Source organism: Leifsonia sp. L25 (assembly GCF_050632895.1).
Genome location: NZ_JBODRZ010000003.1, coordinates 807,016 through 819,896, shown reverse-complemented (window position 1 = coordinate 819,896; position 12,881 = coordinate 807,016). Strand labels below are relative to the sequence as shown.

General features: G+C 71.2%; 9 protein-coding genes and 2 pseudogenes. 8 read left to right on the top strand and 3 right to left on the bottom strand.

Features of this window, described 5'->3' with window-relative positions; all coding sequences use genetic code 11:
• Positions 1-63 precede the first annotated feature (63 nt).
• From ACRAWC_RS07835 to ACRAWC_RS07825, 3 genes and pseudogenes are all read right to left on the bottom strand, one after another.
• Positions 64-2,118 carry a hypothetical protein gene (locus tag ACRAWC_RS07835; RefSeq protein ID WP_431347215.1) on the bottom strand — a complete coding sequence of 685 codons (2,055 nt, stop codon included), beginning with the start codon at positions 2,116-2,118 and terminating at the stop codon, positions 64-66.
• A 4-nt stretch (positions 2,119-2,122) separates the two neighbouring features.
• A pseudogene (locus ACRAWC_RS07830) lies at positions 2,123-3,240 on the bottom strand (extracellular solute-binding protein).
• A 365-nt stretch (positions 3,241-3,605) separates the two neighbouring features.
• Entirely contained in the window at positions 3,606-4,610 is a 1,005-nt protein-coding gene (locus tag ACRAWC_RS07825) for a LacI family DNA-binding transcriptional regulator (RefSeq protein WP_431347214.1), read from the bottom strand.
• Between the two features lie 180 nt (positions 4,611-4,790).
• Between ACRAWC_RS07825 and ACRAWC_RS07820 the strand changes: the two genes are divergently transcribed.
• The 8 genes and pseudogenes from ACRAWC_RS07820 to ACRAWC_RS07785 all read left to right on the top strand — a co-directional run bounded on the left by ACRAWC_RS07820 (position 4,791) and on the right by ACRAWC_RS07785 (position 12,434).
• Positions 4,791-5,732 (top strand): carbohydrate ABC transporter permease, encoded by a 942-nt coding sequence (locus ACRAWC_RS07820; protein WP_431347213.1) that lies wholly within the window; start codon positions 4,791-4,793, stop codon positions 5,730-5,732.
• 39 nt (positions 5,733-5,771) lie between these two features.
• A complete protein-coding gene (locus tag ACRAWC_RS07815) occupies positions 5,772-6,686 on the top strand; it encodes a carbohydrate ABC transporter permease (protein WP_431347212.1) in 915 nt (304 codons plus the stop codon).
• 13 nt (positions 6,687-6,699) lie between these two features.
• Complete coding sequence (locus ACRAWC_RS07810) at positions 6,700-8,073, top strand: Gfo/Idh/MocA family protein (RefSeq protein ID WP_431347211.1); 1,374 nt, start codon at positions 6,700-6,702, stop codon at positions 8,071-8,073.
• Positions 8,070-8,972, top strand: coding sequence for an NAD-dependent epimerase/dehydratase family protein (locus ACRAWC_RS07805; protein WP_431347210.1), 903 nt, complete (start codon positions 8,070-8,072; stop codon positions 8,970-8,972). Before ACRAWC_RS07810 ends, ACRAWC_RS07805 begins: the two co-directional genes overlap by 4 nt.
• A complete protein-coding gene (locus tag ACRAWC_RS07800) occupies positions 8,969-9,877 on the top strand; it encodes a 5-dehydro-4-deoxyglucarate dehydratase (RefSeq protein ID WP_431347209.1) in 909 nt (302 codons plus the stop codon). Before ACRAWC_RS07805 ends, ACRAWC_RS07800 begins: the two co-directional genes overlap by 4 nt.
• Positions 9,874-10,056 (top strand): hypothetical protein, encoded by a 183-nt coding sequence (locus ACRAWC_RS07795; protein WP_431347208.1) that lies wholly within the window; start codon positions 9,874-9,876, stop codon positions 10,054-10,056. The genes ACRAWC_RS07800 and ACRAWC_RS07795 overlap by 4 nt, the downstream gene beginning before the upstream one ends.
• The gene (locus ACRAWC_RS07790) at positions 10,017-10,937 is read left to right on the top strand and encodes a mandelate racemase/muconate lactonizing enzyme family protein (protein ID WP_431347207.1); all 921 of its coding nucleotides are present in this window, start codon (positions 10,017-10,019) and stop codon (positions 10,935-10,937) included. The genes ACRAWC_RS07795 and ACRAWC_RS07790 overlap by 40 nt, the downstream gene beginning before the upstream one ends.
• Before the next feature lie 34 nt (positions 10,938-10,971).
• A pseudogene (locus tag ACRAWC_RS07785) lies at positions 10,972-12,434 on the top strand (aldehyde dehydrogenase (NADP(+))).
• Positions 12,435-12,881 lie beyond the last annotated feature (447 nt).

Genomic DNA, 12,881 nt, shown 5'->3' with positions numbered 1-12,881 from the left:
CTGGCAGGACACGCCGCCTGCCCGCGCCGCGAGGTGGGGTGTCCTGCCAGGCCGTTCCCTCGATCAGGGCAGCGGCGCGATCCCCTCGTGGCGCACGCGCCAGCCCGGGCCGAACCCGACGGCGGCGCTGGTGTCGGAGCCCGCCGCGAGCAGCCCGGTCGCGAGCAGCAGGCCGCCGTTGCCGGGCAGGTAGATCGGCAGCGAGTCGTCCTGCCGGTTGTGGCCGTTCGCCAGGTAGGTGTTCTTGGGCTGGTCGAGCAGGAGGCAGTCGACCGCGACCTCTGGCAGGCCGAGCCGGGCGGCGGTCATCGCAGCCATCGGGAAGTCCCAGCCCCACGCCGTCTCCCAGCGCCAGTCCCCGAGCACGTCCTCGAGCGTCCGGCGCATCGTCGCGGGGTCGACCAGTGACGTCGGGGGCACGACGCCCAGCGCGGCGAGCATGCTCGGGTGGTCGGTGCGTTCCAGGAACGGGGGCGTGCCGAGGGCGACGTACCGACCCTCGCGCACCGGCAACGGCGCAAGACCTGCGGCGACCTCGCGCCACCGCGCGGGGACCGGGCGGCCGAGCCGCTCCAGCCAACGGACTGCGACCTCCAGCGCCCACGACCAGTAGGCGAGCTCGAAGGTCGGATTCTTCGCCCTCGCGCGCGTGTCCGCGTACGACTCCTGCGCGGGGACGAGCGGAGGCCCGAGCTCGAAGCCTGCGGGGCCGGCTGCCGCGTAGGCTGCCATGAACTCGGCCGTCTCTCTGACGAGGGGCTCCCACCGTTCGAGGGTGGCCCGGCCCGGACGGGCGCGCCGGAGGAGTTCTGCGAGGTGGATGGGGTGGGGCTGCTGCCAGATCAGGAAAGGCCCGATCGGGCTCGGCGCCTCGATGCCGTCCGGCCCGACCTGCTTCGGCCAGCGCACGCCGGGAAGATGCTGGCCCCGCGCGGTGGCCCGGCCCCGGTCGGCGACGCCCTGGTACCAAGCGAGCGACCGTTCGAGCAGCTCCGGCCGACCCCAGGGGGCGAGCCAGCCGTGATGCCACCAGTGCATCTCCAGGTGGAACTTGCCGCGCCACGAGTTGAGCATCAGCCCGGTTTCGGCGGGCGGGAGGCTGCCCGCGCTGAGCGCGCTCAGATAGTGCGAGAGCACGACGCGCCGTTCGAGCTCGCCGGCGCGGGGGTCGTCGCTGTCCGCGAGATCGAGCGCGCCGCCCTCCTCCCAGAAGCGCGACCAGTGCGCCGCGGAGGCGGCGGCGACCCGGTCGGCCTCCAGCCCGTGCAGCTCCACGCGGGTGTCGCCGGGCAGGAACTCGATCGTCGCGTCCCACTCCGCCGGCTCCCCGGACGGGCGCACGACGAACCGGTGCGCGCCGAGCGCTTCGAGCCGTGACCCCGGCGCGGTGACGACGACGGAGTACACCGTGTCGTCGAGCCGGCGGACGATGCGCCAGCCGGTCGCGGTGCGTTCGGCGGTGCTGGTGTGCGCGTCCGGCCGGTTCCAGTCCGCCGCGTTGCCCCAGGCCTCCGAGCCGGCCGGGAAGGCGAGCAGGAGGCCGAACGGCCCGGCGCCGTCGATGCGGACGCCGATGGCATCCCGCTCGGGATGCGCGCTGGTGCGGACGGCGAAGCCGCGGCCGCCGAGACGGAACGCGCTGGAGACGATGCCGCTGCCGAGGTCGAGGGACTGATCGACCTCGGACAGCTCCTCCGCGGAGCGCGCGCCGCTTCCCGTCCACAGCCCGATCCGGCCGAGGTCGAGCCGGTGCGGGTTGTTGCGCAGCCACTCCTCGGCCGGGCTCTGCCCATCGGCGCTCCCCGCGTCGAGCATCCCGCCGAGGTCGGCGTACCGGGCGCGGCCGTGCGGCGAGTCGTACTCCCTCATCGTCGGCTCCAGCTCGACGCGGCCGGGCGAGGAGTGCCAGCCCCAGTTGCTCAGCGTGCCGAGCAGGGTGCCGGACTCCTCGCCGTAGCGCGCGGCGACCGGGTACGCCTCCGGAAAGGTCTGCAGGCCGGTCGCGTCCACGGTGAAGCAGAACTCGCCGTTGCCGACCGTCAGCGGCGATGCCGGGTCGAGCCCTCGCAGCCGCACCCGGTGGCGGGCTGCGAGGGCCGAACGGTCGATCGCGGTCACCGGATCAGCCTCCGTTGTTCAGCGACTGCTGGAGTTCCTTCATCCAGTTCGCCGCCCCCTGCTGAGCGGTCACCTTCCCGAACAGGATGTCGGACTCGGTGCGCTGCGACAGGTCGTTGAGGATCGCGCCGCCGGCCGGCTGCGGCGGGGAGGTGACTCCGGACTTCAGCGCCGTCTCCAGGTACGCCGCGGACTGCGCGTCGACCGGGCTCAGCAACGGCTTGACGACCTTGAGCACCTTGTTGTTGAAGGGCAGGCCGCGGTCAGCCAGGATGACCTTCGCCGCGTCCGTGTCGTTCACCAGGTAGTTCACGAGCAGCGCGGACTGGGCCGGGTGCTTCGTGCCGGCCGCGATCGACCAGAACTGCGAGGGGAGTACGGACACACCGGTGCTGGACGTGTCGGTCGGCGGGGTGACGATCTCCACCTTTGCGCCGCCGAGACCCGCCGTGTACGCGCCGATCTGGTTGCTATAGGCGAAGCTCATCGCGGCCTTTCCGGTGCCGAAGAGCGTCTGGTCCGGCGTGACGTTCCAGTGCTGGACGATGACCGACGGGTCGGGGAGGCCTCCGCCCTTGACCAGGGACTGCTCGCGCTCGTACCAGCCCTGGATCGTCGAGGCCTTCGTCGCGATCTTTCCCTTGTCCGAGTAGATGCCGATCTTGTTGGTCTGAGCGACGTACGTGCCGAGGATGTCCTGCACGCGCAGGTCCAGCCCGACGACGCCGTCCTTCTTCGCGGAGATCGAGTTCGCAGCCTTCACGAGGTCGTCCCAGGTCCACTTCGTGGTCGGCAGCTCCACGCCTGCTTTTTGAACAGGTCCTCGTTGACCAGGAGGCCGATCGCGTTTCCGCCGGTCGGCACGCCGTAGACCGTGCCGTCGACGGTCGAGCTGCGCAGCGCAGAGGTCGGGAAGTCCTTCGTCGGCAGGTAGGTCGACACCGTCGAGAGGTCGAGCAGCGAGCCGGAGGAGCCGTAGTCCTGGGGCTTGGAGCCGCCGAGCGCGAAGACGTCGGGGGCCGTGCCGGAGGCGAAGTCGGTGGAGAGCCGATTGAACAGGTCGTTCGGCGCGCCCACCGGCTCGGCCACCACCGTGATGTTCGGGTACTTCTTCTCGAACATCCCGAGGACCTTGGTCATGATCGCGGCGCGCGCGTCGTTGCCCCACCAGGAAAGGTGGAGAGTGACTTTCTCCTTCGGGTTGTAGGAGCTCGTCGGGTCGGAGCCGGAGCCGGTCCCGCCGTCGCTCGAGCAGCCGGTGAGGACGAGCGTCGCCGCCACTGCGGCGCCGAGCACGGCCTGGGTCATCAAACGTCGTCTACGCGTCATTGCGCCTCTCTTCGGTGCGATTTCGTGGAACGTTTCCCGAAGATCGGTCGCTGATCGAAGCTGTACGGACCGATTACGAGAAACCGCTTTCTCGTGAAAGTAGCAGCGCGTCGACACCTGTGTCAACGCTGGAGAGGCGGTCGAGGGTCCGGAAGGGCTCAGCCCGGCGCGACGGCCGTCGACCCGCGGACCTCCACACGCGGCTGGAAGACGAGGTTGTGCGCCGGCCGCTCGTCCTGGATGAGCGCACGCAGCCGTTGCCACGCCTCGACGCCGAGGTCCCGGTGCGGGACGGACGCGGTCGTCAACGGAGGTGCACAGAATCGGGCGAACGGGATGTCGTCGAAGCCGGTCACCGAGACGTCCTCCGGAACCCGGACACCGAGGTCGGCGAGTCCGTTGACAAGCCCGATCGCGACGAGGTCGTTGAAGGCCAGGGCGGCCGTGGCACCGGAGTCGCGGACCGCCGGAGCGGCGTCGAGGCCGTCCTCGAGGCTCGCCCCGGCCTGGATGTTCGTCACGTCCACGTCGCCGGCGGCCCGGCTGAACTCCTCGATGCCCCGGAGTCGCTGCGCCGTCGACACGCTCCGCTCCGGCCCGAGCACGAGCGCGAACCGGCGGTGGCCGAGGTCGTAGAGGTGCCGCGCCAGGTCCTGGATGCCGGACTGGTAGTCCACGGAGAGCGACGGCGCCGAGATCAGAGCGCTCGGCCGGTTGATGACGACGAGCGGTTGCAGTGCCTCGGACAGGCGCCGGAGGTCGGATTCGGGCATGCGGGGCGCGCACAGCACGATCGCGTCGGTCCGTCGGCGGAGTTCGGTGGCCAGCAGCTCCTCATCCTCGGGGGACTCGGCCGAGTCCGCTACGAGGGCGCGGTAACCGTCCTTCGCCGCCGTCTTGCTGAACCCGGAGAGAACCTCCTGGAAGGTCGGGTTGGCGAGGTCGGGCACCAGGAAGGCGACCGCCTTGGTGCGCCCGAGCGCCAGGGACCGTGCCAGGTGGCTGGGCTCGTAGGAGAGCTCGCGCGCCGAGGCCCGCACCCGCTCGGCCACGGCCGGCTCGCCGAGGAAGATTCCGTTCATCACGCGCGACACCGTCGCCGGCGAGACGCCGGCGTGCGCCGCCACTTCGGAGATGGTCGCCGTGCGGGAACGCCGCGCCATGAGATCGCCCTTCCTCCCGGGTCGGCCGCGTCTCCCCAGTTGAGACGCCATCCACTCGGGATGGTCCCACACTAGCGCCGTCGAGAAACGTATCGTTTGACAATCCCCGCGTCGAGCCGTCAGAATCGACGCACTTCGAGAAAACGCTTTCTCGACTCGGAGTCCGGACGAGGAGGTCTCGTGAGCAGTCTCGGCGAGCTGCGCAAGGTCGCGCTGGCGGCCCGCGGCAAGGGTCCAACGGTCAAGCCGCGCTTCACCGACAACAGGGCGGGGTACGCCTTCCTGGCCCCGTGGCTGGTCGGCGTCGTGGTCTTCACCATCGGGCCGATGCTGTATTCGCTGTACCTGGCGTTCACCAAGTACAACCTCCTCCAGCCGCCGAAGTGGATCGGCTTCGACAACTTCACGCAGATGCTCGGCGACGACCGGCTGTGGAACTCGCTACGTGTGACGCTCGTCTATGTCGGCGTCGGCGTTCCGCTCCAGCTGGTGATCGCGCTCGCCATCGCAGTGCTGCTCGACCGGGGCATGCGCGGGCTCGCGTTCTACCGCTCGATCTTCTACCTGCCGAGCCTGCTCGGCGGCTCGGTGGCCATCGCGATCCTGTGGGCACAGGTGTTCGGCAAGAATGGCATCGTCAACGGCTTCCTCTCGATCTTCGGGATCGACGGTCCCGGCTGGATCTCCGACCCGAACACGGCGCTCGGGACGTTGATCGTCCTGCACGTCTGGACGTTCGGCTCGCCGATGGTGATCTTCCTCGCCGGCCTCCGCCAGATCCCCGAGCAGTACTACGAGGCGGCGCAGATGGACGGCGCCGGCAAGGCGCGACGGTTCTTCTCCATCACCTTCCCGCTGCTCACGCCGATCATCTTCTTCAACCTGGTGCTGCAGGTCATCTTCGCGTTCCAGTCGTTCACGCAGGCGTACATCGTCTCGGGAGGCAGCGGCGGCCCGTCCGACTCCACCATGTTCTTCACGCTGTACCTGTACCAGCAGGCCTTCACGCAGCTCCACATGGGGTACGCGTCGGCGATGGCCTGGGTGCTGCTGGTCATCATCGCGGGCCTGACCGCGCTCAACTTCTGGCTCTCGCGGTTCTGGGTCTTCTATGACGACTGAGCCCTCCTCCACCATCCACGACGACGAAAGGCCGGTGAGATGACCGCACTCCAGGAGTCCTCCGCGACCACCCTGACTGCACCGGCCCCGCTGCCGGAGCGGGAGAGCCCGTCGAGGCGGCGCACCCGCCGCCGGCTGGGCTCGGTCCTCAAGCACACCGGCCTGATCGCCCTGTCCATCGTGATGATCTACCCGCTGATCTGGCTGGTGGTCTCCTCGTTCAAGCCGAACGACGCGATCTTCACCGACCTCAGCATCGTCACGAACGACCTGACCCTTCAGAACTACGTGAAGGGCTGGACATCCCAGGGCCTGCCGTTCGGCGTCTTCCTGATGAACTCGTCGATCATCGTGGTGGGCGCGATCATCGGAAATCTGATCTCCTGCTCGCTCGCGGCCTACGCCTTCGCCCGGCTGAACTTTCGGTTCCGCGCGCTCTTCTTCGTCATCATGCTCGGGACGATCATGCTGCCGATGCACGTGGTGCTGGTCCCGCAGTTCGTCATCTTCAAGCAGCTCGGCTGGCTCGGTACGTTCCTGCCGCTGGTGGTGCCCAAGTTCCTCGCGACGGACGCGTTCTTCGTCTTCCTGATGGTGCAGTTCATCCGGGCGCTCCCGAAGGAGCTCTTCGAGGCCGCCCGGATCGACGGCGCCGGTCACCTGCGCTCGTTCGTCCAGATCACGCTCCCGTTGATGGTGCCCGCGCTGGCGACGACGGCGATCTTCACCTTCATCTGGACCTGGGGCGACTTCTTCGGGCCGTTGATCTACCTGCGGACGACCAACGTCTTTCCGGTGTCGGTCGCACTGAAGGGCTTCGTCGACCAGCAGTCCACCTCGGACTACGGCGGGATGTTCGCCATGTCCGTGATCTCCCTCGTCCCGCTCTTCGTCGCCTTCCTGCTCGGCCAGCGCTTCCTGGTCAAAGGGATCAGCACGACGGGCAACAAGTAACCGGAAGAGAGCTATGAACACCCGTATCCGATACGCGCTGGTCGGTGCCGGCTCGCGCGCCCAGATGTACCTCGACGCGATCGCCGGCCCGCACTCCGATGTCGCCGAGCTGGTCGCCTGGGCGGACACCAACACCGGACGGCTGGACTGGTACGAGACGCGGCTGACCGCCGCGGGCGTCGCCGCTCCGGCGCGGTTCGCCCCGGCCGAGCTCGCCGCGGCGATCGCGGCGCACGACGTCGAGCGGGTCATCGTCACCTCGCCCGACTTCACGCACGCCGGCTACGTGGTCGCCGCGCTGGAGGGCGGAGCCGACGTCGTGGTGGAGAAGCCGCTCACCACGACCGAGGACGGCGTGCGCGCGATCGCCGAGGCGGTCGAGCGCACCGGCCGGTCGGTGACCGTGACCTTCAACTACAGGTACTCCCCGCGCAACAGCGCCCTCAAGGAGGTCATCGCGTCCGGGCGGATCGGCGAGGTCACTTCGGTTCACTTCGAGTGGCTGCTCGACACCGCCCATGGAGCGGACTACTTCCGGCGCTGGCACCGCGACAAGGCGAACTCCGGCGGCCTGCTCGTCCACAAGTCGTCGCACCACTTCGACCTGGTCAACTGGTGGCTTTCCGACGCGCCGACGCGGGTCTTCGCGAGCGGAGGTCTGCGCTTCTACGGCGCGGAGAACGCCGCTCGCCGGGGGCTGGGTCCGCGGCCGTCGCGCGGGACGGGCGACTCGCCGCTGCGCGACGCCTTCAGCCTCGACCTGCGCGCGGACCCGGCGCTGCGCGGGCTCTATCTCGAGCAGGAGGGCCACGACGGCTATCTGCGCGACCGCGACGTCTTCGACCCGGGGATCACGATCGAGGACACGCTGTCGCTGGTCGTCGACTACCAGCGCGGCGCCTCCATGTCCTACTCGCTCAACGCGCACTCGCCCTGGGAGGGCTACACCGTCGGGGTGAACGGGACGAAGGGCCGCGCGGAGCTCACCGTCGTCGAGCGCGGCGCAGTGCTTCTCGGCGCGGACGGCCGCACGGTCGTCGACCCGAGCGCGAACCCGGACCGGGTCGACCGGGAGAGCGGAAGGCCCGTCGGCGAACGTATCGTCGTGCAGGAGCACTTCGGCTCGGCCGTCGACGTGCCGATACCGGAAGCCGCCGGCGGCCACGGCGGTGGGGACGCGGAGCTGCTGCGCGAGGTCTTCGCCGGCGGCGGCCACGACCCGCTCGGTCGGGCGGCTTCCTGGACGGACGGTGTCCGCTCGATGGCGGTCGGGCTCGCCGGCAACCGGTCCCTCGCGACGGGGCAGGCCGTGAAGACCGCCGATCTCGTGCTGGGGCCGGCGTCCGAAGCACTCCGGGTCGACGCACTCAGGAGCACGGGGCGATGAGCCGCTATCTCGTCACAGGAGGTGCGGGCCGGCTGGGGCGCAGTGTCGTCGCCGTGCTCGCCGCAGCCGGCCACGACGTGGTCTCGGTCGACCGGGTCGCCGTCGACGACCTCCCCGCGACCCAGCTCGTGCGCGACCTGACCGAGCACGGTGCGCTGCGCGACGCGCTGGCCGCCTCGCCGCCGGACGCGATCGTGCACCTCGCGGGTATCGCCGTGCCGTTCAGCGCTCCGGACGATGTGATCTTCCAGACCAACACCTCGCTCGCCTTCACGGTGCTCGAGGCCGCGGTCGAGGCCGGCGTCGGCTCGGTGCTGCTCTGCAGCAGCCCGACCGTGATCGGCTACAACGCGCCAGGCGGGTGGGCGCCGGCGGAGCTTCCGATCACCGAGGAGCACCCCGTCGCGCCCTGGAACGCCTACGCCCTCGCAAAGGTCGCCATCGAGGATCTCGTCGCGGCGCGGGTCCGCGCGGGCACCCCGCTCCGGCTCGGTGTCTTCCGCCCCTGCTTCGTCATCGCGCCGGAGGAGTGGGACGGCGCACCGACACAGCAGGGCCACAGCATCCGGGAGCGGCTGGACGACCCGTCGCTCGCGGCGGTGTCGCTGTTCAACTACGTGGACGCCCGCGACGCGGGCGAGTTCGTCCTCGCCTGGCTGACCCAGCCGGACGCCGCGCCGAACGGCACGGTGTTCTTCGTCGGCGCCGGGGACTCCCTGGTCTCCGGGCCGGTCGCGCAGGCGCTGCCCCGGCTCGTGCCCGAGACCGCCGGACTGGCGGGGCGGCTCGGCCCGACCGACCCGGTCTTCTCGAGCGGGCGCGCGCAGCGCCTGCTGGGCTGGCGGGCACGTCGAAGCTGGCGCACCGAGCTGGACGACCGGAAGGAGCTGTCCGCATGACCGCCCTGGAATTCGGCGACGGGGTGCTGTTCTTCCCCGTGACGCCGTTCGACCGGGCCGACCGGATCGACCACGCGCTGCTGGCCGAGCATGTCGCCTCCGGCGTCATGGCGGGCGCCGCGGGCGTGTTCGCCGCGTGCGGCACGGGGGAGTATCACGCCCTCTCCGCCGGCGAGGTCGAGGCCGTGGTCGGCACGGCCGTCGCGGCCACGGCCGGCGCCGTCCCGGTGCTCGCAGGGGTGGGCGGACCGCTCGGCCATGCGCGCGAGGCCGCCGTCGCCGCCGCCGCGCGCGGTGCCACGGGGCTGCTCGTCATGCCGCCGTACCTGGTGCAGGCGCCGCAGGCCGGATTGCTCCGCTATGTGGAGGCCCTCGCCGATGCGACGGAGCTGCCGCTCATCGTCTACCACCGCGGCAACGCCGCGCTGACCGAGCCGACCGTGGACCGGCTCCTCGACCTCCCGCAGGTCGCCGGGATCAAGGACGGCGTCGGCGACATCGCGCTCGCACAGCGGTTCGTGCTCGCGGCCGAGCGCGCGGGTCGCGAGCTGCTCTTCTTCAACGGGCTGCTGACCGCCGAGGTCAGCCAGGCGGCGTACCGGTCCATCGGGGTCCCGCTCTATTCGTCCGCAGTGTTCGCGATGGCGCCCGACATCGCCACTGCCTGGTTCGAGGCCTACCGCGCCGGGGACGGAGCGCGGCAGCGCCTCCTGCTCGACCGGTTCTTCGTGCCGTTCGTGCGGCTGCGCGACGAGACGCCCGGGTTCGCCGTGTCGCTGATCAAGGCCGGGCTGCGGCTGGCGGGGCTGGATGTCGGCCCGGTGCGCGCGCCGCTCACCGACCCGACGCCGGAGCAGACCGCGCGGCTGCGCGAGCTGCTCGCCGCCGGGCGGGACGCGCTGTGAGCGTGCCGGGCATCGCGAGCATCCGGACCCGCCTGATCACCATCCCGTTGCGGCGGCCGTGGGGCGCCGACGTGACCGACGTGCGCGTCATCGAGGTGGTGGTCGCCGACGTGAGCGGGCAGCAGGGGTACGGCTTCTCGTGGACCCCTCGATCGGCGGCACCGCCGTGCAGGCGCTGATCGACACCGACCTGGCGAGGTTCGCGAGCGGCCGTCCCGCCGAGCCGAGCTGGTGGGATGAGTCGTGGGCTCACCTGCATGAGGCGGGTGGCGGCGGGGTCACGACGATCGCGCTCGCGGGCCTCGACCTGGCGCTCTGGGATCTCGCCGCCCGCCGTGACAGCCGCGGGGTGATCGATCTGCTCGGCCGCCGGCATGACGCCCTGCCGGCGTACGGAAGCGGGGTCAACCTCCACTATTCGCTGGACGAGCTCGCCGCACAGGCCACCCGCTGGACCGCGGCCGGGTTCGACGGTGTGAAGGTGAAGGTCGGCAAGCCCGACCTGGCCGAAGACCTCGAGCGTCTGATGGCCGTCCGCGAGGTCATCGGGCCGGACCGGGCGCTGATGGTGGACGCCAACCAGCGCTGGGACCTCGACCGGGCGGTGCGCGCGGTCGAGGCCTTCGAACCCGTGCGGATCGCCTGGCTGGAGGAGCCGTTGCGCGCCGAGGACCTGCGCGGTCACGCGGAACTGCGCCGTCGCACGGGCGTGCGGATCGCTCTCGGCGAGAACCTGCACACCGTCCACCGGTTCGCCGAATACCTCGACAGCGGCGCCGTGGACGTCGTGCAACCCAACATCGTCCGCGTCGGCGGCATCACGCCCGCCCTGCGCATCGCCGAGCTGGCGGCGTCCTCCGGCGCCGGGGCCGCATTCCACCTGCTGCCCGAGCTGTCCGCGCAGCTCGCCTTCGCGCTGCCGCAGCCGACCCTGGTGGAGGTGGTGGAGGACGCCGGATTCGCCGACCTCGGCGCCCTGACCGAGCCGAGCGGGGTCGTGATCGAGCACGGCGTCGCGAAGGGCGGCGCGACACGGGGCCTGGGGCTGCGCTTCCGCTGACCACCAATCGACCACGAGCCTTCCGAGGAGCGAAATGACCGACACTCTCACCACCACCGAGGTGGACTGCGTCGTCCGGGCGGCCGCCGTGGCCTTCCGTACCAGCGCGCGCAGCACGCCCGGCGACCGCGCCCACTGGCTGCGCGCCGTCGCGGACCGCCTCGACGCGGCGAGCGGCGAACTCGTCGCCCTCGCCACGGCCGAGACCGGTCTCGCCGAGGCCCGGCTCAGCGGTGAGGTGGCCCGCACCACGAACCAGCTCCGGATGTTCGCAGCGGTGGTCGAGGAGGGCTCGTACGTCGAGGCGGCCATCGACCACGCGGCTCGGTCGGCCGTGCCACCGCGCCCCGACCTGCGCCGCATGCTGCGGCCGGTCGGCCCGGTGGCGGTGTTCGCGGCCTCCAACTTCCCGTTCGCGTTCTCCGTCGCGGGCGGCGACACGGCGTCGGCGCTCGCCGTGGGGGCCTCGGTCGTCGTGAAGGCGCACTCCGGACATCCCCGGCTCTCGGCGCGGACGGCGGAGCTGGTCGTCGACGCGCTGCGGGAGGCCGGGGCGCCGGAGGGCCTCTTCGGCCTGGTCGGAGCCACCGAGGACGGCTCGTCGCGTGCGGTCGGAATCGAGCTGATCGAGCACCCCCTGGTCGCGGCGGCGTCGTTCACCGGATCGGTGGCCGGCGGCCGCGCGCTCGCGGATCGCGCGGCGGCACGGCCGGAGCCGATCCCGTTCTTCGGCGAGCTCGGCAGCGTCAACCCGGTCGTCGTCACGGCGGCCGCCGACGCCGCACGGGGGAAGGCGCTGGCCGCCGGCCTGGCGGCCTCGTTCCAGGGCAGCGCCGGACAGCTCTGCACCAAGCCGGGCCTCGTGTTCGTGCCGAGCGGGTCGGCACTGGAGGCCGCCCTGCCCGCCCAGGTGGGCGCAGTGCCGCACCGCCTCCTCACCGACGCCATCGACCGCGGCTTCCGCGCTGGGGTCGACCGGCTCGCGGCCGTCCCCGGTGTCCGGCTCCTCGCCGGGGGAGGCGGAACCGAGTCGCCTGCGCCCGCCGTCTACGCGGTGGGCCTGGACCACTTCGTGGCCCATCACGAGGTGCTCGGCGCTGAGGTCTTCGGCCCGGTCACCCTGCTCGTGCGGTACGACACCGCCCAGGGTGTGCTTGCTGCGCTCCCTCGCGTTGACGGCTCGCTCACCGCGACGATCCACGCCGAGCCGGGGAGGACATCGCGGACCTCGTGGAGGTTCTCGGCGCTCGGTCGGGCCGGCTCCTGTTCGACGGCTGGCCGACGGGCGTCGCGGTCGCCTGGTCGCAGCATCACGGCGGCCCGTGGCCGGCGACGACCTCCCAGCACACCTCGGTCGGGGCGACGGCCGTCCGCCGGTTCCAGCGACCGATCGCGTACCAGGACGCGCCGGACGTCGTGCTGCCGCCGGAGTTACGGGAGGACAACCCACTCGGCATCCCGCGGAGGGTGGACGGGGTGCTGCGGCTTCCCGCGTGAGTGAGGCCGCTGACCGACTCACCGCGGCAACCGCGTCGCCGTTGCGAGCAGGATCGAACCACCTACCGCGATAGTCGCACCGCACAAACCGATCCAGAACACGATGCCGGCCCCGACCGACGGAAGGCCCGTGACCGCACCGAATTGCGATGATCGGCTCGCAAGAACGAGTGCAAGGCACACGGCGAACTGGACGACGCCGGCCGCATAGCCGACAAGCGCGTTCTTCCGCGCCGTGAACAGGACCGAACGCTCGGCGGGCGGTAGCCAGTGGGTGTCAGGGAGGGAGCCAGTGCGTCCGTCGATGCCATCGTTCTTCTTCTCGCTCTGCCGGGCGCGCCGCCGAGGAGACGCGAGACGCGGGTTTGCGGGGCGTCCGACGTACCCGTATTTCTCCGGACGCCCCGCGCGCAGGCCGTGCAGGCCGCGGCCGGCACAGGCGGGGTG

Bases quoted from the DNA above. Each gene is read 5' to 3' on its own strand.
- ACRAWC_RS07825 (WP_431347214.1), bottom strand. From the start codon at position 4,610: ATGGCGCGGCGTTCCCGCACGGCGACCATCTCCGAAGTGGCGGCGCAC.
- ACRAWC_RS07815 (WP_431347212.1), top strand. From the start codon at position 5,772: ATGACCGCACTCCAGGAGTCCTCCGCGACCACCCTGACTGCACCGGCC.
- ACRAWC_RS07810 (WP_431347211.1), top strand. From the start codon at position 6,700: ATGAACACCCGTATCCGATACGCGCTGGTCGGTGCCGGCTCGCGCGCC.
- ACRAWC_RS07805 (WP_431347210.1), top strand. From the start codon at position 8,070: ATGAGCCGCTATCTCGTCACAGGAGGTGCGGGCCGGCTGGGGCGCAGT.
- ACRAWC_RS07800 (WP_431347209.1), top strand. From the start codon at position 8,969: ATGACCGCCCTGGAATTCGGCGACGGGGTGCTGTTCTTCCCCGTGACG.